This is a genomic window from Rhodosalinus sp. FB01, from assembly GCF_041365715.1.
Lineage (GTDB): Bacteria > Pseudomonadota > Alphaproteobacteria > Rhodobacterales > Rhodobacteraceae > Rhodosalinus.
Window position 1 is genome coordinate 65,228 of the sequence record NZ_JBGFSH010000005.1, and the last position, 20,643, is coordinate 85,870.

At 70.0% G+C, this 20,643-nt stretch carries 15 protein-coding genes; 9 read left to right on the plus strand and 6 right to left on the minus strand.

The annotated features are described in order from the left end of the window. Nucleotides 1–9 precede the first annotated feature (9 nt). Nucleotides 10–2,496 carry a translation initiation factor IF-2 gene (infB, locus tag AB6A65_RS09065; protein WP_371038052.1) on the plus strand — a complete coding sequence of 829 codons (2,487 nt, stop codon included), beginning with the start codon at nt 10–12 and terminating at the stop codon, nt 2,494–2,496. A gap of 265 nt (nt 2,497–2,761) precedes the next feature. Here infB and mutT read toward each other — a convergent pair whose 3' ends face one another. From mutT to AB6A65_RS09080, 3 genes are read right to left on the minus strand one after another with little or no spacing between them, the layout of a single operon-like run. Further along, nucleotides 2,762–3,163, minus strand: a complete 402-nt coding sequence (gene mutT, locus AB6A65_RS09070; RefSeq protein WP_371038053.1) for an 8-oxo-dGTP diphosphatase MutT — start codon at nt 3,161–3,163, stop codon at nt 2,762–2,764. After that, the gene (gene argJ / locus AB6A65_RS09075) at nt 3,160–4,389 is read right to left on the minus strand and encodes a bifunctional glutamate N-acetyltransferase/amino-acid acetyltransferase ArgJ (RefSeq protein WP_371038054.1); all 1,230 of its coding nucleotides are present in this window, start codon (nt 4,387–4,389) and stop codon (nt 3,160–3,162) included. The genes mutT and argJ overlap by 4 nt, the downstream gene beginning before the upstream one ends. 3 nt (nt 4,390–4,392) lie before the next feature. Further along, a complete protein-coding gene (locus AB6A65_RS09080; protein WP_371038055.1) occupies nt 4,393–5,250 on the minus strand; it encodes a peptidylprolyl isomerase in 858 nt (285 codons plus the stop codon). Nucleotides 5,251–5,426: 176 nt separating this feature from the next. Between AB6A65_RS09080 and secA the strand changes: the two genes are divergently transcribed. The 4 genes from secA (at nt 5,427) to AB6A65_RS09100 (ending at nt 13,659) form a co-directional block, all read left to right on the plus strand. Beyond that, nucleotides 5,427–8,192 carry a preprotein translocase subunit SecA gene (gene secA / locus AB6A65_RS09085; protein ID WP_371038056.1) on the plus strand — a complete coding sequence of 922 codons (2,766 nt, stop codon included), beginning with the start codon at nt 5,427–5,429 and terminating at the stop codon, nt 8,190–8,192. Between the two features lie 138 nt (nt 8,193–8,330). Then, the gene (locus AB6A65_RS09090; protein WP_371038057.1) at nt 8,331–9,365 is read left to right on the plus strand and encodes a hypothetical protein; all 1,035 of its coding nucleotides are present in this window, start codon (nt 8,331–8,333) and stop codon (nt 9,363–9,365) included. A gap of 22 nt (nt 9,366–9,387) precedes the next feature. Further along, a complete protein-coding gene (locus tag AB6A65_RS09095) occupies nt 9,388–10,953 on the plus strand; it encodes a substrate-binding domain-containing protein (RefSeq protein ID WP_371038058.1) in 1,566 nt (521 codons plus the stop codon). Between the two features lie 126 nt (nt 10,954–11,079). Next, a complete protein-coding gene (locus AB6A65_RS09100; protein ID WP_371038059.1) occupies nt 11,080–13,659 on the plus strand; it encodes a response regulator in 2,580 nt (859 codons plus the stop codon). A gap of 57 nt (nt 13,660–13,716) precedes the next feature. Here AB6A65_RS09100 and yaaA read toward each other — a convergent pair whose 3' ends face one another. From yaaA to AB6A65_RS09115, 3 genes are all read right to left on the minus strand, one after another. Next, the gene (gene yaaA / locus AB6A65_RS09105; protein WP_371038060.1) at nt 13,717–14,499 is read right to left on the minus strand and encodes a peroxide stress protein YaaA; all 783 of its coding nucleotides are present in this window, start codon (nt 14,497–14,499) and stop codon (nt 13,717–13,719) included. A 31-nt stretch (nt 14,500–14,530) separates the two neighbouring features. Next, nucleotides 14,531–16,576: a DNA helicase RecQ gene (recQ, locus tag AB6A65_RS09110; RefSeq protein WP_371038061.1), complete on the minus strand. Its 2,046-nt coding sequence runs from the start codon at nt 16,574–16,576 to the stop codon at nt 14,531–14,533. Nucleotides 16,577–16,669: 93 nt separating this feature from the next. Next, nucleotides 16,670–16,957: a YggT family protein gene (locus tag AB6A65_RS09115; RefSeq protein ID WP_371038062.1), complete on the minus strand. Its 288-nt coding sequence runs from the start codon at nt 16,955–16,957 to the stop codon at nt 16,670–16,672. Between the two features lie 129 nt (nt 16,958–17,086). Between AB6A65_RS09115 and AB6A65_RS09120 the strand changes: the two genes are divergently transcribed. The 4 genes from AB6A65_RS09120 (at nt 17,087) to AB6A65_RS09135 (ending at nt 20,642) form a co-directional block, all read left to right on the plus strand. Beyond that, a complete protein-coding gene (locus tag AB6A65_RS09120; RefSeq protein ID WP_371038063.1) occupies nt 17,087–17,659 on the plus strand; it encodes an acyl-CoA thioesterase in 573 nt (190 codons plus the stop codon). A gap of 33 nt (nt 17,660–17,692) precedes the next feature. After that, a complete protein-coding gene (locus AB6A65_RS09125) occupies nt 17,693–19,057 on the plus strand; it encodes an MFS transporter (protein WP_371038064.1) in 1,365 nt (454 codons plus the stop codon). Further along, complete coding sequence (gene mepA / locus AB6A65_RS09130) at nt 19,027–19,941, plus strand: penicillin-insensitive murein endopeptidase (RefSeq protein ID WP_371038065.1); 915 nt, start codon at nt 19,027–19,029, stop codon at nt 19,939–19,941. Before AB6A65_RS09125 ends, mepA begins: the two co-directional genes overlap by 31 nt. A gap of 92 nt (nt 19,942–20,033) precedes the next feature. Further along, nucleotides 20,034–20,642, plus strand: coding sequence for a VUT family protein (locus tag AB6A65_RS09135; RefSeq protein ID WP_371038066.1), 609 nt, complete (start codon nt 20,034–20,036; stop codon nt 20,640–20,642). Nucleotide 20,643: the final 1 nt, after the last annotated feature.

Genomic DNA, 20,643 nt, shown 5'->3' on the forward strand with positions numbered 1-20,643 from the left:
GACGGCTTTATGAGCGAGAACGACGGCAAGAAGACCCTCGGGCTGCGGAGCGGCCCGCGTTCGGGCAGCGTGAAACAGAGCTTCAGCCACGGCAGGACGAAGAACGTCGTGGTGGAGACGAAGCGCAAGCGCGTGGTCGTGCCGAAACCCTCCGCGGCCAAGAGCGGCGGCGCCGGTGGCGCCGGCGGCAGCGGCACCACGCCGTCCGCCGGCGGCGCGAAACGTCCGGGCGGCATTTCCGAAGCGGAAATGGACCGTCGTCTCAAGGCGTTGCAGGCCGCCAAGGCGCGCGAAACCGAAGAGGCGAAGGAGCGCGAGGAAGAAGAGCGCCGCCGCGCAGAGGAGCGTGAGCGCCGCCGCGCGGAACAGGAGGCGAAGGAGCGCGAGCAGCGCGAGGCCGAGGAGCGCGCGCGCCAGAAGGCCGAGGAGGAAGAACAGCGCCGGGCCGAGGCGGAGCGCGCGAAGCAGCCGCAGCCGCCTGCCGAGCCCGGCGATGTGGCCAAGCCGGCCAAGGCGGTCCCGCCCGTCGCCCGCAAGAAGGAGCGGGAAGAGCCCCGAGAGGCGAAGAATCGCAAGAGCGAACGCGACAGCGCGCGCCGCTCCGGCAAGCTGACCCTGAACCAGGCGCTGGCCGGCGGAGAGGGCGGGCGCCAGAAATCGCTCGCCGCGATGAAGCGCAAGCAGGAGCGCGCCCGCCAGAAGGCGATGGGCCAGCAGGCCCCGCGCGAGAAGGTGGGGCGCGACGTCCAGCTTCCCGAGACGATCGTCGTGTCGGAACTCGCCAACCGCATGGCCGAGCGCGTGGCCGACGTGGTCAACGCCGACATGCAGAATGGCATGATGGTCACGCAGAACCAGGTGATCGACGCCGACACCGCCGAACTCATCATCGAGGAGTTCGGCCACAAGGTCGTGCGCGTTTCGGACGCCGACGTGGAGGACGTGATCAAGGAGGTGGAGGACAAGTCCGCCGACCTGAAACCGCGCCCGCCGGTCATCACCGTGATGGGGCATGTCGATCACGGCAAGACCTCGCTGCTCGACGCGATTCGCGAGGCCAAGGTCGTCTCCGGCGAAGCGGGGGGAATCACCCAGCACATCGGCGCCTACCAGGTCGAGGCGCCCAACGGCGACGCGCTGACCTTCCTCGACACGCCGGGCCACGCGGCCTTCACCTCGCTGCGCTCGCGCGGCGCGCAGGTGACCGACATCGTGGGCCTGGTGGTGGCGGCCGACGACGCGGTGATGCCGCAGACCATCGAGGCCATCAACCACGCCAAGGCGGCGAAGGTGCCGATGATCGTCGCCATCAACAAGTGCGACAAGCCGGAGGCGAACCCGGACAAGGTGCGGACCGATCTTCTCCAGCACGAGGTGATCGTCGAGAAGCTGTCCGGCGACGTGCAGGACGTCGAAGTCTCCGCCATCACCGGCAAGGGCCTCGGCACGCTGCTCGAGGCGATCGCGCTGCAGGCGGAGATCCTGGAGCTTCAGGCGAACCCGGCCCGCGCCGCCGAGGGCGCGGTGATCGAGGCCCAGCTCGACGTCGGCCGCGGGCCGGTGGCGACGGTGCTCGTCCAGAAAGGCACCCTGCGCCAGGGCGACATCTTCGTCGTCGGCGAGCAGTGGGGCAAGGTGCGCGCGCTCGTGAACGACAAGGGCGAGCGCGTGAAGGAGGCCGGCCCCTCCGTGCCGGTCGAGGTGCTCGGCATCAACGGCACCCCGGAAGCCGGCGACGTGCTCAACGTCGTAGAGGCCGAGGCGCAGGCGCGCGAGATCGCCGAGTACCGCCAGGAGAAGGCGAAGGAGAAGCGCGCCGCCGCCGGTGCCGCGACCTCTCTCGAGCAGCTTCTGGCCAAGGCCAAGGAAGACGAGAACGTCACCGAGCTTCCGGTGATCGTGAAGGCCGACGTGCAGGGCTCTGCCGAGGCGATCGTCCAGGCGCTGGAGAAGGTCGGCAACGAAGAGGTGCGCGTGCGCGTGCTGCACTCGGGCGTCGGCGCCATCACCGAAACCGATGTCGGCCTCGCGGAAGCCTCCGGCGCGCCGGTGATCGGCTTCAACGTGCGCGCCAACGCGCCGGCGCGCAACTCCGCCAACCAGAAGGGCGTGGAGATCCGCTACTACTCGGTGATCTACGACCTGGTGGACGACGTGAAGGCGGCAGCGTCCGGACTTCTCTCGGCCGAGGTGCGCGAGAACTTCATCGGCTACGCGGAGATCCGGCAGGTCTTCAAGGTGTCGGGCGTCGGCAAGGTGGCGGGCTGCCTCGTCACCGAGGGCATGGCGCGCCGGTCCGCCGGTGTGCGCCTCCTGCGCGACGACGTGGTGATCCACGAGGGCACGCTGAAGACGCTCAAGCGCTTCAAGGACGAGGTGCCGGAAGTTCAGTCGGGTCAGGAGTGCGGCATGGCCTTCGAGAAATACGAGGACATCCGCGAAGGCGACGTCATCGAGATCTTCGAGCGCACCGAGGTCGAGCGCAAGCTGGACTGAGCCGCGGAAGAAAACGCGTAAGGGAACGCCCGGCCGATGATACGGCCGGGCGTTTTCGTGTCGGCATCGCGGGCCTTGGGTGTTTGTCTTGCGCAAGCGCGGTGAGTCCGCCACCGCCCATTCTCGGCAGGTTACGCCCAAAGGCGCGGCGGCATCGCCGTTGGTGCTTGTCCGGCGCGCACGACCTGGCGGGGTCGTCCCGACACCGCTATTGACCTGCCACGGGATTTTCGCGCCGTCCGTGTCGCGCGAGCGTCAGCGGCCGCTAGAGCCAGTCGCGGAGAATCGGTATCAGCGGGACATCGGCGGGCGGCATGGGATAGTCCCGCAGCTCCGCCGCGCGTGCCCAGGAAAGGCGCTGCCCCTCCTGGCCGACGGGCACGCCCTCCCATTTCCGGCACGCGAAGAGCGGCATGAGCAGGTGAAAATCGGCATAGCCGTGGCTGGCGAAGGTCAGAGGCGCGAGACAGCTTTCTTCCGTGTCGATGGCGATCTCCTCGCGCAGCTCCCGGATGAGCGCGGCCTCGGGCGTCTCGCCTGGTTCCACCTTGCCGCCCGGAAATTCCCAGAGCCCCGCCATCGGCTTGCCCTCGGGGCGTTGGGTGAGCAGCACGCGGCCGTCCCGGTCCACCAGCGCCACGGCGGCGACGAGCACGACCGTCGTCACGAGCGGTAATCCGCGTTGATGTCGATGTAGCCGTGGGTCAGGTCGCAGGTCCACACCGTGGCGCGGCCTTCCCCCAGGCCGAGATCCACGGAGATCCGCAATTCCTGCCCTTTCATGTACTCCGCCGCGGCGGCTTCGTCGTAGCTTTCGGCCACCCAGCCCTTCTCGGCCACGAGGATGTCGCCGAAGCGGATCGCCAGACGGTCGCGGTCGGCCGGGGCGCCCGATTTCCCGACGGCCATCACCACGCGCCCCCAGTTCGCGTCCTCGCCCGCGATCGCGGTCTTCACCAGCGGAGAGTTGGCGATCGACATGGCGTGGCGCCGCGCGTCGCTGCGCGAGGTGGCGCCGGTCACCGTGACCTCGACGAATTTCGTCGCGCCCTCGCCGTCGCGCACGACCTGCTGCGCGAGGTCGAGCATCACCATCCCGAGCGCTTCGCGGAAGGCGTGGGTGTCGGCCCAGACCCGCGCCCCGCTCGCCCCGGTGGCGCCCATCAGCAGCGTGTCCGAGGTGGAGGTGTCGCCGTCCACCGTGATGCAGTTGAAGGTCCGGTCGGCCAGTTCCGCGACGATGGACTGCAGCACGGGCCGGTCCACCGCCGCGTCGGTGAACAGGAAGACGAGCATCGTGGCCATGTCGGGGGCGATCATGCCCGAGCCTTTGGCGATCCCGGAGATGGAGACCGTCCGCCCGTCGACCTCGACCTGCGCGCCCGCGCCCTTGGGGAAGGTGTCGGTCGTCATGATCGCGCGGGCCGCGGCCTCCCAGCCGCCCGGGGCCAGGGCGTCGGTCAGCGTGTCGAGCCGGGCGCGGATGCGCTCGTGCGGGAGCGGCTCGCCGATCACGCCGGTGGAGGCGGTGAAGACGCGGCGCGCGGGAAGTCCCGCCGCCTCGGCCACTGCGCCGGTCAGGGCGTCCACCGCGGCCGCGCCGGCCTTCCCGGTGAAGGCATTGGCGTTGCCCGCGTTTACGAGGAAGGCCGCGCCGGCCCGGTCGTCCCCGGCGATCTTCGCCTCGCAGTCGAGGACTGGCGCGGCGCGCGTCGCGGAGCGCGTGAAGACGCCCGCCACGGTGCGGCCGGACGCGAGGCGCGCAAGCATCACGTCGTCGCGCCCGGCGTAACGGACGCCGGCCGAGGCGACGGCAAGCTCCACGCCCGCGACATCGGGCAGGTCCGGGAAACGGTCGGGCGCAAGCGGCGAGCGCGGCGGCGTGGCGCCCATCCGTCAGTTCTCCAGGATCGAGGTGTCGCTCAGCGCGGAGGGATCCATCGCCCCCTCGTCGGGCATCGTGATCTCGGCCTCGGCGCGCAGCGCCTCCAGCCGTTCGGTCACCGCGGCCTGGCGGATCTCCTCGGCCAGTTCCTCGCGGACCTCGTCGAGCGGCGGCGCCGCCTGGCTCCGCGTGTCGTTGAGCGTGATGACGTGCCAGCCGAACTGCGTCTCGACGGGCTCGGACACCGCGCCCACCTCCATCGCCATCACGGCTTCCTCGAAGGGCGGCACCATCATCCCGGGTCCGAACCAGCCAAGCTCGCCGCCCGACGGGCCGGAGGGGCCGGTGGAATGCGCCATGGCCAGTTCGCCGAAATCCGCGCCCTGCTCGAGCTGGCGGACGAGATCGCGGGCCTCCTCTTCCGTCTCCACCAGGATGTGCGAGGCGTTGTACTCGGTGCCGAGATCGGCATCGGCGCTGCGCGCCTCGTAGGCGGCGCGCAGCGCCTCGTCGGTCACGACCTCGCCGATGATGGTTTCGACCGCGTCGCCGGCCCTGAGCAGGCGGCGCTCGTTCTCGAGCGCGACTCGCGCCCGCGTCGACAGCGTGTCGCCGGTCTGCTGGGCCAGAAGCGTCTGCTGGATCATCTGGTCGAGGATCCCCTCGAAAAGCACGTCGTCGGGAAGTTGCCGATACTGCTGCGGCAGGGAGGTCCGCGCGACCACCATGTGCCCCAGCGTGATCTCCTGGCCGTTGACGGTGGCGACGACGGTGTCGGCGCCCGGCGTCGCGGCGGTGTCCTGGGCCGTGGCGGGCAGCGCGACGGCGAGCGCGAGCGTGGCGGCGAGAGAGCGAATCGGAGCGATCATGGGGTTTCCTTCCGGGCGGGCCGCGGGGGCGGCGTTGACACTCAAACAGGCGCCGCTTACATCCGGTGGCCAAGGCCAGTCGGCGCCGTCTTCCCCCAACACCTATGGGCTCCGGATCGGACGGGCAAGCCGATGCGGCGCCACCAGAACGTCAGCCAAGGACGGAGACATCACGCATGGGCCTCGGACGTATCGCCAGAAAGGTGTTCGGCACGCCGAACGACCGGAAGATCAAGGCGACCCGCCCGCTGATCGACAGGATCAACGCGCTGGAACCCGAGATGCAGGCGCTTTCCGACGATGCGCTCACCGCGAAGACCGCCGAATTCAAGAAGCGCCATGGCGATGGCGAGTCGCTCGACGACCTGCTGCCCGAGGCGTTCGCCGCCTGCCGCGAGGCGGGCCGTCGCGCTCTGGGTCTGCGCGCCTTCGACGTCCAGCTCATGGGCGGCATCTTCCTTCACCAGGGCAACATCGCCGAGATGAAGACCGGCGAGGGCAAGACGCTGGTCGCGACCCTGCCCGCCTACCTGAACGCGCTGGCGGGGCGCGGCGTACACATCGTCACCGTGAACGACTACCTCGCCCGCCGCGACGCGGAGTGGATGGGCAAAGTCTACGGCGCGCTGGGCCTGACCACCGGCGTGGTGGTGCCGATGCAGGATCACGAGGAGAAGCGCGCCGCCTACGAGGCCGACATCACCTACGCCACCAACAACGAGCTGGGCTTCGACTATCTGCGCGACAACATGAAATCGTCGCTCAAGGAGATGTATCAGCGCGGCCACTATTACGCGATCGTCGACGAGGTCGACTCGATCCTGATCGACGAGGCGCGGACGCCCCTCATCATCTCGGGCCCGAGCCAGGACCGGTCCGAGCTCTACGTCTCGGTCGACCGGCTGATCCCCGACCTCAAGGACGAGCATTTCTCGATCGACGAGAAGACGCGCAACGTCACCTTCACCGACGAGGGCAACGAGTTCCTCGAGGAGTTGCTGCACGAACGCGGCCTGCTCGAGGAGGGCCGCTCGCTCTACGACCCCGAGAGCACGACGGGCGTTCACCACGTCAACCAGGGCCTGCGCGCGCACAAGCTCTACACCAGGGACAAGGACTACATCGTCCGCGATGGCGAAGTGGTGCTCATCGACGAGTTCACGGGGCGGATGATGCCGGGCCGGCGCCTGTCGGACGGTCTGCACCAGGCGATCGAAGCCAAGGAAGGCTGCGAGATCCGGCCGGAGAACGTCACCCTCGCCTCGATCACCTTCCAGAACTATTTCCGTCTCTACGACAAGCTCTCCGGCATGACCGGCACCGCCTCGACCGAGGCCGAGGAGTTCGGAGAGATCTACGGGCTTGGCGTCGTCGAGGTCCCGACGAACAAGCCGATAGCGCGGACGGACGAGGACGATCAGGTCTACCGCACCGGCCGCGAAAAGTATGCCGCCATCGTCGAGGAGATCCGCAAGGCGCACGAGAAGGGGCAGCCGGTCCTCGTCGGCACGACGTCGATCGAGAAGTCCGAGGCGCTTTCGACGCTGCTGCAGAAAGAGAAGATCCCGCACAACGTGCTGAACGCGCGCCAGCACGAGAAGGAGGCGCAGATCGTCGCGGACGCGGGCCGCCTCGGCGCGGTCACCATCGCGACGAACATGGCCGGCCGGGGCACCGACATCCAGCTCGGCGGCAATGTCGACATGCAGGTCATGGAGGAACTCGCCGCGGATCCGGAGGCGGAGCCCGACGCGCTGCGCGCCCGCATCGCGGCCAAGCACGCCGAGGAGAAGCGCAAGGTCATCGAGGCGGGCGGCCTTTACGTCCTGGCCACCGAGCGCCACGAGAGCCGCCGGATCGACAACCAGCTGCGCGGCCGGTCCGGCCGCCAGGGCGATCCCGGGCGGTCCTCCTTCTTCCTCAGCCTCGAGGATGACCTGCTGCGCATCTTCGGCTCCGAACGGCTGGAAAAGATGCTTGCCCGGCTCGGGCTTCAGGAGGGCGAGGCCATCATCCACCCCTGGGTGAACAAGAGCCTCGAGCGGGCGCAGGCGAAGGTCGAGGGGCGCAACTTCGACATCCGCAAGCAGCTGCTGAAGTTCGACGACGTGATGAACGACCAGCGCAAGGTCATCTTCAGCCAGCGGCGCGAGATCATGGAGGCGGAGGATCTGTCCGACGTGGTGCGCGACATGCGCCACCAGGTCGTGGACGATCTCGTCGACACCTACCTGCCGCCCAAGACCTACGCCGACCAGTGGGACGCCGAGGGGCTTTACGCGGCGGCGATCGAAAAGCTCGGCGTCGATGTGCCCGTGATGGAGTGGGCCGAGGAGGACGGGGTCGACCAGGAGGTCATGCGCGAGCGGCTCGAAAAGGCGGCGGACGAGCATATCGCCCGGAAGGCGACGGAATTCGGCGCCGAGAACATGCGCCAGATCGAGAAGCAGATCCTGCTTCAGACCATCGACGGAAAGTGGCGCGACCACCTCCTGACGCTCGAGCACCTGCGCTCCGTCGTCGGGTTCCGCGGCTACGCGCAGCGCGATCCGCTCAACGAGTACAAGTCCGAGGCGTTCCAGCTTTTCGAAAGCATGCTCGACAGTCTGCGCGCCGACGTCACCCAGAAACTCGGCCAGATCCGCCCGCTCACGGAGGAGGAGCAGCGCCAGATGGTCGACGAGATCCGCGCGCAACGCGCGGCGATGGCGCAGGCGGCGCAGGCGGCCCATCCCGACGCCCCCGCGCCCCAGCCGGAGATGGCCGGCGCGGACGCGCCGCCACGACCGGCTGCGTCCGGTGCCGCCCCCCAGCTTGCCGCGGAGCCGGCGGCCGGCTTCGACGAGGCCGATCCGTCCACCTGGGGCGATCCGGGACGGAATCAGCTCTGCCCCTGCGGCTCGGGCAAGAAGTTCAAGCACTGCCACGGCCGCCTCGCCTGACGGCGCAGGCGACCCCCGGTTGCGTAAAAACGCCCCAATCTATCCCCCCGCTCGCCTCATGGGTGCCCCGATTGGACGGAAACATGACCCAAGATTGCACAGGGCGTGGTATGTCTGCCGCGGGCCGAGGAGGCGAATATGCTGATGTCGAACCGCTTCATACTGTCAGGCGCGACGGTTCTCGTCGCTCTGGGGATTGGCGCCGTCATGCAGTGGGGCGGCTTGCCCGCGCAGATATCCGAGCGCGATGGCGCACGAACGGGGGGCGACGGCCTCGCCGACGGGTCCGGGCCAGCGGGTGAAGGGCCCCGCGCCCTCAGCGCCCCCGACCTGACGGATGCCCCGCGCCTGAGCGGCATCACCTTCACCTCCGCGCCCCCGGTCGCGCGCGACGCGGTCCGGCCGCTTCCGGTGCCGGGCCTGCCCGAAAAGGCGGTCGCGCCCCCGCCGGACAAGGCGCCGGTCATCGACGCGCGGGAGCAGGAAGAAAGCGCCGTCGCCGGGACCGGCTGCGAGATCGGCTTCGCCGCCACGCCGGCCGAGGGCGGCGTGGTCCGGCTCGACCTCGACGCGCCGTGCCTGCCGGGAGAGCGTGTCACCCTGCACCACAACGGCCTGATGACGACGGCGGTGACCGACGAGGCCGGGGCCCTCGCGCTCGACATGCCGGCCTTCGCGCCGGCGGCAGTCTTCATCGCGGCCTTCGCGAACGGCGATGGTGCGGTCGCGCAGGCCAGGGTCGACGGCATGGAGGACCGCGCGCGCGTGGCGCTTCAGTGGCGCGGCGATACGGGCATCGCGCTCCATGCCCGCGAGAACGGCGCGCGCTACGGCGAAGAGGGGCACGTCCACGCGGACCGCGCGGGTGTGCCGGGGTCCGAAGGGTTCCTGGTGCGGCTCGCGCGGGACACGATGCCCGCGGCGCTGGGCGCGGAAGTGTACACCTTCCCCGAAGGTGTCGCGCCCGGCGATCCGTCCGTCCTCGTGACCATCGAGGCCGAGGTGACGGAGGCGAACTGCGGCAAGGACCTCGACGCGCAGCTCCTCGTGCGGCGTGACGGGGTGCTGGAGGTCCGCGACATCGCCCTTTTCATGCCGGCCTGCAGCGCCGTGGGCGACTTTCTGGTGTTGAAAACCCCCTTCGCAGACCTGAAACTCGCCCGAAACGACTGACGCGTTTCGGCCGAGGGAAAACATGAAGGCATGGCGTGCGGCGGGTTTCGTCGCACTTTTTCTAACGGCTGCCGTGATGCCGCATGGCGGGGCCGCGCAGGACGTGACGCTGAGCTCGCCCGACGGCGCTGTGGAAATCTCGGGCACGTTGCTCGGCTTCGACGGGGAGTTCTACCGGGTCGAAACCGTTTACGGCGAACTGACGGTCGACGGCTCGGGTGTCCGCTGCGAGGGGCCGGGGTGCCCCAACCTGGAGGCTTTCGTGGCCGAGCTGCGCCTGTCGGGCGCGTCCTCCGCCGGCGACGTGCTGCTTCCCGCGCTGATCGAGGCGTTCGCCCTGCGCTCCGGATACGGCATCCGGACAGAGCGCTCCGACGAAGACCAGGTCACACATGTCCTGACAGAGGGCGAGGACGAGACACCGGTGGCCCGCTTTCGCATCCGTGCCACCACCACCGACGAGGGGTTCGCCGATCTGCTTGCGGACGAGGCGGACATCGCCATGGCGGTCCGCGAGATCCGGGGCGCCGAGGCGCGGCTCGCCGCGGCGGCGGGTCTGGGCGATCTGGACGCGGCGGGCCGCTCGCGCGTGCTCGCCCTCGACGCGCTGGTGCCGGTGGTGGCGCCCGGGAATCCGCTGCGGGCGATTTCGATGCGCCAACTCGCCCGCGTCTTCGGCGGGATCATCGACAACTGGAAGGATCTGGGCGGGCCCGATGCGCCCATCGTGCTGCATCTTCGCGATGCCGGGTCGGGACTGGCGCAGGCCGCCGAAGACCGCCTTCTCGCGAATGCGGGCCTGTTGCTGTCCAGCACGGCGTTGCGCCATGCATCGGACGCCGATCTGGCCCGCGCGGTCGCGGACGACCCGCTGGCGCTCGGCCTCGCCAGCCTGGCCGAGACGGGCAACACGCAGCCCCTGGCGGTCCGGGGGGCCTGCGGCTTCACGCTGCGGGCCGAGCGCCACACCATCAAGACCGAGGATTACCCGCTCACCGCGCCGCTCTTTCTCTACCTTCCCGCGCGGCGCCTGCCGAAGATCGGGCGTGATTTCCTGGGCTATCTGGGAAGCGGGCCGGCGCAGATCGTCATCCGCCGCGCGGGCTTCGTGGACCAGGCCCCCGAGGAGGTGCCGGTGGCCGAACGGGGCGACCGCTTCCTGAACGCCATCGTTCAGGCCGGCCCCGAGGTGGGCCTCGACGAGTTGCAGCGCATGGCCGAGACGCTCGCGCCGATGCGCCGTCTCACTACGTCCTTCCGGTTTCGCCCGGGCTCCGCCCGTCTCGATGCGCAGTCGCTTTCGAACGTGGAACAGCTCGCCCGGGCGCTGGAAGAGGGGCGCTACGACGCGCGCCGCATGGTCTTCGTGGGCTTCAGCGACGGGCAGGGGCCGGCCGCCGGGAACCGCCGGATCGGGATGGATCGCGCGGAGGCCGTGCGCGCCGCGGTGGTCGCCGCCGCCGACGGCGCCGACCTCGACCGGGTGGCGCTGGACGTCGAGGCCTTCGGAGAGGCGCTGCCGATGGCCTGCGACGACAGCGCCTGGGGCCGGCAGGTGAACCGCCGCGTCGAAGTCTGGGTGCGCTGAGGGCCGGTGCAGGCCCACCCCGGATCCGGTCGGCGCGTCGGCCGCGCGCAACGCGCGCGTTAAGCGGCGATTCACCCCGCCGCGCCATCCTCCCGCCCGAAGAACGGGGTCGGGAGACAGGCGCCGATGGATCTGACCGGCAAGCTTGCCGAGGAACGCCGCGCGCGGCTCGCCGCCGAGCGGCTTCTGGAACAGAAGCAGACGGAACTCTTCGCGGCCAACCGCAAGCTGGCCCGGCAGGCGCGGCAGCTTTCCGCCGAGATCGTGGAAACCCGCGCCGAGGGCGCGACCATGCGCGACGAGAATCGGCGCGTCAGGTCGGATCTGACCCGGGCCAACGAGAAGATCGCCATCGTCGAAACCCAGCTCTGGAGCGCGCTCGAGACGGTCCGGGACGGCTTCGCCATGTTCGACGCCGACGGGTGCCTGGTTCTCGCCAACGCCGCCTATCTGTCTGTCTTTGACGGGCGCGAATCGATCGCCGCGGGGACAAGTTTCACCCATCTCGTGGACGTCATGATCGCGGACGGCATCGTCGATCTCCGGGACGAGCCGCCGGCCCGCTGGCGTGAAAGGATGTTGGGCCGCTGGGAGATGGACGAGATCCCGCCCGAGACCATCCGGCTATGGAACGGCCAGTTCGTGCAGCTCATGGACCGGCGCATGCCCGATGGCGGGCTCGTCACGCTCGCGGTCAACATCACCGACCTGATGCGGATGTGGTCCGCCGTCGAGGAGCTGCCCGACGGTTTCGTCGTCTATGACGCACAGGACCGGCTTGTCACCTGCAACGCCCGTTACCGGGAGCTCTACGCCAGAAGCGCCCCCGCGATGGTGCCCGGCGCACGGTTCGAGGATATCCTGCGTTACGGTCTTGCCCGTGGACAGTACGCCGACGCCATCGGCCGCGAGGAGGCGTGGCTCGAGGAACGCCTGGAGCATCACCGCAACGCGCCCGGGGAGATCGAGCAGCAACTCGACGACGGGCGCTGGCTCAGGATCTTCGAGACCCTGACCTCCGACGGCGGGCGCGTCGGCCTGCGGGTGGACATCACCCAGTTCAAGGAACAGCAGCGCGCGCTCGAGGTGGCGACGGAACGCGCCGAGGCGGCAAATCGCGCCAAGTCGGCGTTCCTGGCCAACCTGACCCACGAGATCCGGACGCCGATGAACGGGGTCGTGGGAATGGCCGAGCTTCTGTCGGACACCGAGTTGACCGAAGAGCAGCATCTCTACGTGGGCACCATCCGGCGCTCGGGCGAGGCTCTTCTCGTCATCATCAACGACGTGCTGGATTTCTCCAAGATCGAGGCGGACAAGCTGACGCTTCACCCCGAGCCCTTCGACCTGGAACGCTGCATCCACGAGATCGTGATACTTCTGCAGCCCGCGGCCCGCGACAAGGGGCTGGCCGTTCTCGTGGACTACGACCTCTTCATGCCCACCCGCCTCGTCGGGGATCCGGGCCGCATGCGGCAGGTTCTCACGAACCTCGTCGGCAACGCGGTGAAGTTCACGGACGCCGGCCATGTCCTGGTGCGGGTCACCGGATTTCAGGACGGGGAGGGCGCGGCCGCCGTGCACGTCACGGTCGAGGATACCGGTATCGGGATCGCCGCGGAAAAGGTCGATCACATCTTCGGCGAATTCAACCAGATCGAGCAGGGCCGCGACCGCCGCTTCGAGGGCACCGGGCTGGGCCTGTCGATCACGAAACGGCTGATCGGTCTGATGGGCGGCGAGATCTGGGTGCACAGCGAACGGGGCAAGGGCGCCTGTTTCGGCTTCCGCGTGACGTTGCCGATCGCGGCGCCGGCCGTGGGCGCCCCGGAATTGCCGCCCATGCTCCGCACGGCGCTCGTGGTGGATGATCTCGACGTGAACCGCGAGATCCTCGTCAGGCAGCTCTCCGCCCTCGGGCTCGAACTGCGCGCGGCCGCAAGCGCCGAGGCGGCGCTTGCGCTGCTCGACCCGCCGCCCGATCTCGTGCTCGCGGATCACCGGATGCCCGGGCTCGACGGGCTCGCCTTCGCCCGCCGGCTCCGTGAACTCGGGCACGACATGCCGGTGCTGTTGCTGTCCTCGGAGGTGGGCGTGGACGAGGCCGAGATGGCGCAAGCCGGGCTTCAGGGCGTGCTTCAGAAACCGGTGCCGCGGCATGCGTTGTTCGAGCGGCTCTGCGCCCTCGGCACGCCCGCGCCGGTGCAGGCCGCGCCCGGGCGCGCGATGCGCGTCCTCGTCGCGGAGGACAACGGCACCAACCGGCTCGTGCTGTCCAAGATGCTGAAGAACCTCGACCTCGACCTCGAATTCGCGGTGAACGGAACCGAGGCGCTGGAAGCGCACGGGCGTTTCGCGCCCGATCTGATCCTGATGGACATCTCGATGCCGGAGATGGACGGCCGCGACGCCGCGCGGGAAATCCGCCGCAGGGAGGACGGCAAGGACCGCCGCGTTCCCATCGTGGCGGTGACGGCCCACGCGCTCCGGGACGATCGGGATTCGATCCTGGAGGCGGGCATCGACGGCTACCTCACGAAGCCGATCCGGAAAGCGGCGCTGGTCGAGACGATCCTCGCCCACTGCCCCGAGGAGGCGCGCCGCCCCGAAGCGCCGCGCGGGGACATGCGCGCCGGCGAGACCACAAAGAACGGGCAGGCCGCCCGCCAGCCCCGGCCCGAGTGTCCGACCTGCCGGGGCGGGTGAACGGCCTTCGTCCCCCGCGCGGCGTCCGGCGCGATTCGAAACCGCTTGACCTGCGGGTCAGGCGGACCGCTTTCGGGCCTCCGCCTCGGCGCCGCGCAGGAAGGCGGGCTGCCCCGGCTTCGACAGCTCCGGCGCGAAGGCGTAGCCGCCGCTGTCGAACTCCGCCAGCGCCTCGGGATCGGTCAGCCGGTTCTCCACGATGAAGCGGGCCATCGCACCGCGCGCCTGCTTCGCGTAGAAGCTCACGACCTTCGGGCCCCCCTCGCGGTCCTCCAGGAAGACCGGCGTGATGACGGGCAGGCCGAGCGCGTCCGTATCCACCGCGCCGAAATATTCCTGGCTCGCGCAGTTCACCAGCGCGACGGCGCCCACGTCGCGCGCAGTATCCTGCAGAGCGTGCCCGAGGCGCGCGCCCCACCAGTCGTAGAGCGTGCGGCCCCGCTCGGTCGCAAGGCGGCTGCCCATCTCCAGCCGGTAGGGTTCGATGAGGTCGAGCGGGCGCAGCAGCCCGTAAAGCCCGGACAGGATGCGCAGATGCCCCTGGGCCCAGCGCAACGCATCCGCGTCGAGCGTGCCCGCCTCGAGCCCGCGATAGGTGTCGCCCGCGAAGGCAAGCGCGGCGGGCTTGCGGGGCTGTTCCCCGAATTCCGCGAACCGGTCCCGGTTGAGCCGGGCGAGATCGTCGCTGATGCCCATGAGCTTTTTCAGCCCGGTCACGTCGAGGCCGCGCGCCACCTTGGCGAGCTGCGCCGCGTCCTCGGCGAAGGCGGGTTCCGTGGTCCCGGCGACCTCCACCGGGGTCATGTCCATCTTCTTTGCGGGCGATATCACGGTGAGCATGGGATGTCCTCTTCCGCTGCGCCCCGCCGATCTAGTCCGCCGCGCGCAGAACGTCCAGAAAGGCCGGTCCGAAGCGTTCCACCTTCTGCTCGCCCATGCCGGGGATCCGGGCGAGCGCCTCGAGCGTTTCCGGACGCCGCTCGGCGATGTGGCGCAGCGTGCTGTTGGTGCAGGAAAGCGGCTTCTCCACGCCGTCGGCCCCGCGGGCGAGACGGTTCTGCGTCTCGGCCAGCCGGTCGTAGAGCGTGCCGGCGGCCCGCCCCGCGAGCTTGCGGCGGGGCGGATGCATCGCCTGCACCTCGCCCGCGATCACCTCGAGGAAGGCCGCGCCGTAGCTTTCGAGCTTCTTCGCGCCCACGCCCGGCACGCCCGCCATCTCGTCCAGCGTCGAGGGGCGGCGTTCGGCCATCTCGATCAGCGTGCGGTCGGGAAAGACGATGTAGGCGGGCACACCCGCGGCCTCGGCAAGCGCGCGCCGCCGGGCCTTGAGCGCGGCCAGAAGCCCTGCGTCCTCCTCGGCCACGAGTGCGCGCGGCGCCGGCCTGGGGCGCGTTTCGCGCAACGTGTCGCGGCGCAATTCGACGGCTTCCTCCCCGCGCAGCACGGGCCTTGCGGCCTCCGTCATCACCAGTGCGCCGTGGCGCTCGGGATCGGGGCGCAGCAGGTCGCGCCCCATGAGTTGCCGGAAGATCGCCTGCCATTCGGGTTTCGAGAATTCGCGCCCGACGCCGTATGTGGGCAGCCGGTCGTGCCCGCGCTGCCGGATCCTGTCGTTTTCGGCGCCGAGGAGGATGTCGATCAGGTGGCCCGCGCCGAAGCGTTCGTCGGTGCGCAGCGCGGCCGAGAGCGCCTTGCGCGCGGCCTCCGTGCCGTCGAAGCGCTCGGGTGGCGTGTCGCAGAGATCGCAATGGCCGCAGGGGGCGGCCTCTTCGCCGAAATAGGCCAGCAGCCTCTGCCGCCGACAGCCGAGCGCCTCGGCAAGTCCCAGCAGCGCGTTGAGCCGCCCGTGATCGGCGGCGCGCCGCTCGGGCGGGGCGAGCCCCTCGTCGATCTGTGCGCGGCGCAGGCGGATGTCGTCGGGGCCGTAGAGGGTGAGCGTCTCGGCCGGCGCGCCGTCGCGCCCGGCGCGGCCGATTTCCTGGTAGTAGGCTTCGATGGATTTCGGCAGGTCGGCGTGGGCCACCCAGCGGATGTCGGGCTTGTCCACCCCCATGCCGAAGGCGACCGTGGCCACCACGATCAGCCCGTCCTCGTTCGCGAAGCGCGCCTCCACCGCGCGGCGGGCCTCCGCCTCCATCCCGCCGTGATAGGCCGCCGCGGCATGACCCGCCTCGCCGAGCGCGGCGGCGAGGCTTTCGGTCTTCGCCCGCGTGCCGCAATAGACGATCCCCGAAAGTCCGCGCCGGGCATCGGCGAAATCGAGGATCTGCCGGCGCGGCTGGTTCTTCGGGCGGAAGGCGAGGTGGATGTTGGGCCGGTCGAAGCCGCGCAGGAAGATGTCCGGCACGGCATCGCCGAAGAGCCGGGAGACGATCTCGGCTTGCGTTTCCTCGTCCGCGGTGGCCGTGAAGGCGGCGAGCGGGACGCCGAGATCGCGCCGAAGCGTGCCGATCCGCAGGTAGTCGGGCCGGAAGTCGTGACCCCACTGGCTGACGCAGTGGGCTTCGTCCACGGCGATGGCGATGGCGTTCGCCCGGCGCAGCATCCGCAGTGTTCCGGACGATGCGAGACGTTCGGGCGCGAGGTAGAGCAGCCGAAGCCGCCCCTCCTCCAGCGCCTCGTGGACGGCGCGGGTCTCTTCCTCGGTGTTGCCGGAGGTGAGCGCCCCCGCGCTGACGCCTGCGGCGCGAAGCCCGCGCACCTGGTCGCGCATCAGTGCGATGAGGGGCGAGATGACCACCGTCAGCCCGTCCCGCATGAGCGCGGGAAGCTGGAAGCAAAGCGACTTGCCGCCGCCGGTGGGCATGATGGCCAGCACGTCGCGTCCCGACGCGACCGCTTCCACGATTTCCGCCTGGCCGGGGCGGAACGCGTCGAATCCGAATACCTCGCGCAGAAGCGCTGTGGGGTCCGTCATTGGGCCTGTCGTGGTTTTTTGCGGCTGCTCTTGCAGGTGATCGTAACCCCGTGCCTCGCGGGCGGGCAAGGCGGGATCACGACCCGTCGCGCGCTAGTAGAATACGGCGGCGTTGTTCACCAGGATGATGCGGAGCGCATAGACGCCGATCAGCGTCACGAGGGGGGCGAAGTCGATCCCGCCCATGGGGGGGAGGATCCGCCGGATCGGCTGGTAGATCGGCTCCATGATGCGGTTGAGGCCGTCCCAGATCTGCGCGACGAGCTGCTGGCGCAGGTTGAGCACCTGGAAATTGATGAGCCAGCTCATGATGACATGCGCCAGGACGAGGAACCACAGCACGTCGAGCAGAAGCATCAGGATCTGGAAGAGCGATTGCATGGAATCCGTCCTTGGGCCGCGTCAGCGCAAGACCTAGCGGCCCGGCGCCCGGGGGGCAAGAGTGCCGCGCCGTCGAGGGTTGACGCCGTCGCCGCAGCGCGGCATCCCGGCCCTTGAACGGAGGCCCGAATGTATCCTTTCTTCCGCCTCGCCCTCGAATACCGGACGCATCGCGGCGCCTCGGCTCTGCCGCTGACCGGAACGCATGTCTCGCATCATCGCTGCTGGCCCTGGGATCTCGACATGTGGGCCGAGCTCAACAACGGGCGCACGCTTACGCTCTACGATCTCGGCCGCATCCCGCTCGCCATGCGCACGGGCCTCGTGATGGCGATGCGGGAGCAGGGCTGGGGCCTGACGATCGCGGGCTCGTCGGTGCGCTACCGCCGCCGCGTGCGCGCGTTCGAACGCCTCGAGATGCGGTCCCGCGTCGTCTGCTGGGATGCGCGTTTCATCTACCTCGAGCAGTCGATGTGGCGGCGCGACGGCGAGTGCACGAGCCATGCGCTCTATCGCTCCGCGGTGACCTCGGCGGACGGCATCGTGCCGCCCGAAAAGGTGCTCTCGGCGATGCGGCAGACGGCGACCTCGCCGCCGATGCCCGACTGGGTCGCGGCCTGGAGCGCGGCCGAGGCCCTGCGCCCCTGGCCGCCCATGCAGGACGAGACGCCGGAAGCGCTTGCCAGACGGGCACACGCATAGTCTTGTGAGCCCGCAGGCGGGAACGGGGCGGCCATGGGGCAGATATCGGCGCGCAAGCGCATCTGGGGCTGGTTCTTCTTCGACTGGGCGAGCCAGCCCTACAACACGCTTCTCATCACCTTCATCTTCGCGCCATACGTCAAGGAACTGATGGGCGACGGCAGCGCGGCGCAGACGGCCTGGGGCTTCGGGATCGGGCTCGCGGGCATCGTGATCGCGCTGCTCGCCCCCTTGCTGGGCGCGATGGCCGACACCGCGGGCGACCGCCTGCGCTGGATCTGGGGCTTCTCGGCCATGTATGTCGTGGGCTCCGCGGCGCTCTGGTTCGCGGTGCCGGGCGATTTCAGCATCTACCTCATCCTCTTCTTCTTCGCGGTCGGCATGATCGGGATGGAGTTCGCGACGATCTTCACCAACTCCATGCTGCCCGACCTCGGCCCGCGCGAGACGATCGGCCGCATCTCGGGCAATGGCTGGGCGTTCGGGTATCTGGGGGGGCTGACGGCGCTCGTGATCATGCTGGGGTTCTTCGCGGAAAGCGGCGAGACGGGGCGCACGCTTCTCGGCCTCGCCCCGGCCTTCGGGCTCGATCCCGCGATGCGCGAGGGCACCCGCTTCGTGGGGCCGCTCACCGCGCTCTGGTACATGGCCTTCATGGTGCCTTTCTTCCTGTGGGTCCGCGATCCGAAGCCGGTGGGCACGCCGCCCGGCGCGGTGCGGCGCGCGCTGGGAGAGGTGGTGTCCACCCTCCGCGGCCTGCCGCGCAACCGCTCGCGCTTCGCCTACCTCGCCAGCTCCATGTTCTACCGCGACGCGCTGAACGGCATGTACACCTTCGGCGGCATCTACGCCGCGGGCGTGCTCGGTTGGACGGTGGTGGACGTGGGCATCTTCGGCATCCTCGCCATCGTCACCGGCGCGGTCTTCTGCTGGATCGGGGGGATGGCGGACACGCGGTTCGGGCCGAAGCCGGTGATCGCCGCCTGCATTCTCGCGCTGACCCTCGTCGCGGTCTCCATCCTCTTCATCGCGCCGGACTCGCTTTTCGGCATCGCGCTGCCCGAGGGCTCCGCCCTGCCCGACATCGCGTTCTACCTCTGCGGCGCGGTGATCGGCGCGGCGGGGGGCGTTCTGCAGGCGGCGAGCCGCACGATGATGGTGCGCCAGGCAGATCCCGCGAAGATGGCCGAGGCTTTCGGGCTCTACGCGCTCGCGGGAAAGGCGACCTCCTTCCTCGCGCCGCTCTCCATCGGGGTCGCCACCTGGGCCACGGGCAGCCAGCAATTGGGGGTTACGCCGCTCATCGCGCTTTTCCTGTTGGGGCTGTTTCTGCTACGCTGGGTGAGACCTGAGGGAGACAGCACGCCATGGCACGCCTCGCAGCCAGCCTCTGCCTGATCCTCGGCCTCGCCGCCTGCGGCGACGGGCGCGACATCCCGACCAGCGGCGCGGATCTTCCCGTCTATGACGGCGTGCTCTCGACCCGCGAGGCGAAGCATCTTTTCGGCGCCGAACGCGGTGCATCGCCGCAATCCCCGCAGGTGATCGGCGGCTACGCGAAGGGCTGCCTTGCCGGCGGCGTGGAACTGCCCGAGACCGGCCCGACCTGGCAGGCCATGCGCCTTTCGCGGAACCGGAACTGGGCGCATCCTGTCACCGTGGATTTCGTGCAGGCTCTCTCGCGCGCGGCGGCGCGCCAGCCGGGATGGCAGGGCCTCTACGTGGGCGACATGAGCCAGCCCCGCGGCGGGCCGATGCTCACGGGCCACCGGAGCCACCAGTCAGGCCTCGACGTGGACATCTGGATGCGGCCGGCGGACCGGCTGACCCTCTCCCGCGCCGAGCGCGAGCGCCTCTCCTCGATCTCGCTCCGGCGCGCCAACGGCGCCTACACCAACGGCAGCTGGAGCCGGGCGCATCACGAGATCATCAAGGCCGCCGCCTCGGACCCGCGGGTGGCGCGCATCTTCGTCTTCCCCGGCGCCAAGGCGCGCATGTGCGCCGACGAGACGGGCGACCGGGCGTGGCTGCGCAAGGTGCGCCCGTGGTGGGGGCACCACTACCACTTCCACGTCCGCCTCGAATGCCCGAGGGGCGAGGCCACCTGCGTCGCGCAGGATCCGCCGCCGCCCGGCGACGGCTGCGCCGAGGCGGACGAGTGGGTGCGGAACATCCTGAACCCGCCGCCGCCCTACCCGGACGCGCCGCCGCCCACGCCCCGGCGCGAGCTCACCATGGGCGACCTGCCGGCGCAGTGCGCCGCGGTGCTGGCCGCGCGCTGAGCCTTGCATCCCGGCCCGCGGGGCTGTATGCGCCGCCCGTCCGCCATGAGGGCGGGCCAAGTCCCCGCAACCTTGCCAAAACGGGATAACCCATGACTCGCGCGCATCTGCCCGGCATCGCCGCCATGGCCGCCATCGTGGTGGCCTCCAACATCCTCGTGCAGGTCCTCTTCGGCCAGTGGCTGACCTGGGGGGCCTTCACCTACCCGCTCGCCTTCCTCGTCACCGACGTGATGAACCGCGTCTACGGCGTCGCCGCCGCCCGGCGCGTCGTCTTCGCGGGCTTCGTGGTGGGCGTGCTCTGCTCCCTCGTGGCCTCGGCCTTCGACGCCACGACCTTCCGCATCGCGCTGGGCTCGGGCCTGGCCTTCCTCGCCGCGCAGATGCTCGACGTGGCGGTGTTCGACCGGCTGCGCGGCGGGCGCTGGTGGCGCGCGCCGCTCGTCTCCACGCTCGCGGGTTCCACGCTCGACACGGCGATCTTCTTCTCGGTGGCCTTCGCGGCGGGGCTCGCCTTCCTCCAGCCCTCGGCCGATGTGGGCTGGGCGAACGAGGCGCTGCCGCTCCTGGGCCAGGGGCCCGTGGCGCCGCTCTGGGTGTCGCTCGCGGTGGCGGACTGGATGGTGAAACTGTCGCTCGCACTCCTGGCGCTTGTGCCCTTCCGGCTGCTGGTGAAGCGCCTCACGGCACAACCGGTATGAT

What these genes read in the sequence shown, in the direction of transcription:
- argJ (WP_371038054.1), bottom strand. Translation starts at nt 4,389, where the DNA reads ATGGGCGCCACGCCGCCGCGCTCGCCGCTTGCGCCCGACCGTTTCCCG.
- yaaA (WP_371038060.1), bottom strand. Translation starts at nt 14,499, where the DNA reads ATGCTCACCGTGATATCGCCCGCAAAGAAGATGGACATGACCCCGGTG.
- AB6A65_RS09120 (WP_371038063.1), top strand. Translation starts at nt 17,087, where the DNA reads ATGTATCCTTTCTTCCGCCTCGCCCTCGAATACCGGACGCATCGCGGC.
- infB (WP_371038052.1), top strand. Translation starts at nt 10, where the DNA reads ATGAGCGAGAACGACGGCAAGAAGACCCTCGGGCTGCGGAGCGGCCCG.
- AB6A65_RS09080 (WP_371038055.1), bottom strand. Translation starts at nt 5,250, where the DNA reads ATGATCGCTCCGATTCGCTCTCTCGCCGCCACGCTCGCGCTCGCCGTC.
- AB6A65_RS09135 (WP_371038066.1), top strand. Translation starts at nt 20,034, where the DNA reads ATGACTCGCGCGCATCTGCCCGGCATCGCCGCCATGGCCGCCATCGTG.
- mepA (WP_371038065.1), top strand. Translation starts at nt 19,027, where the DNA reads ATGGCACGCCTCGCAGCCAGCCTCTGCCTGATCCTCGGCCTCGCCGCC.
- secA (WP_371038056.1), top strand. Translation starts at nt 5,427, where the DNA reads ATGGGCCTCGGACGTATCGCCAGAAAGGTGTTCGGCACGCCGAACGAC.
- AB6A65_RS09095 (WP_371038058.1), top strand. Translation starts at nt 9,388, where the DNA reads ATGAAGGCATGGCGTGCGGCGGGTTTCGTCGCACTTTTTCTAACGGCT.
- AB6A65_RS09115 (WP_371038062.1), bottom strand. Translation starts at nt 16,957, where the DNA reads ATGCAATCGCTCTTCCAGATCCTGATGCTTCTGCTCGACGTGCTGTGG.
- AB6A65_RS09090 (WP_371038057.1), top strand. Translation starts at nt 8,331, where the DNA reads ATGCTGATGTCGAACCGCTTCATACTGTCAGGCGCGACGGTTCTCGTC.
- AB6A65_RS09125 (WP_371038064.1), top strand. Translation starts at nt 17,693, where the DNA reads ATGGGGCAGATATCGGCGCGCAAGCGCATCTGGGGCTGGTTCTTCTTC.
- AB6A65_RS09100 (WP_371038059.1), top strand. Translation starts at nt 11,080, where the DNA reads ATGGATCTGACCGGCAAGCTTGCCGAGGAACGCCGCGCGCGGCTCGCC.
- recQ (WP_371038061.1), bottom strand. Translation starts at nt 16,576, where the DNA reads ATGACGGACCCCACAGCGCTTCTGCGCGAGGTATTCGGATTCGACGCG.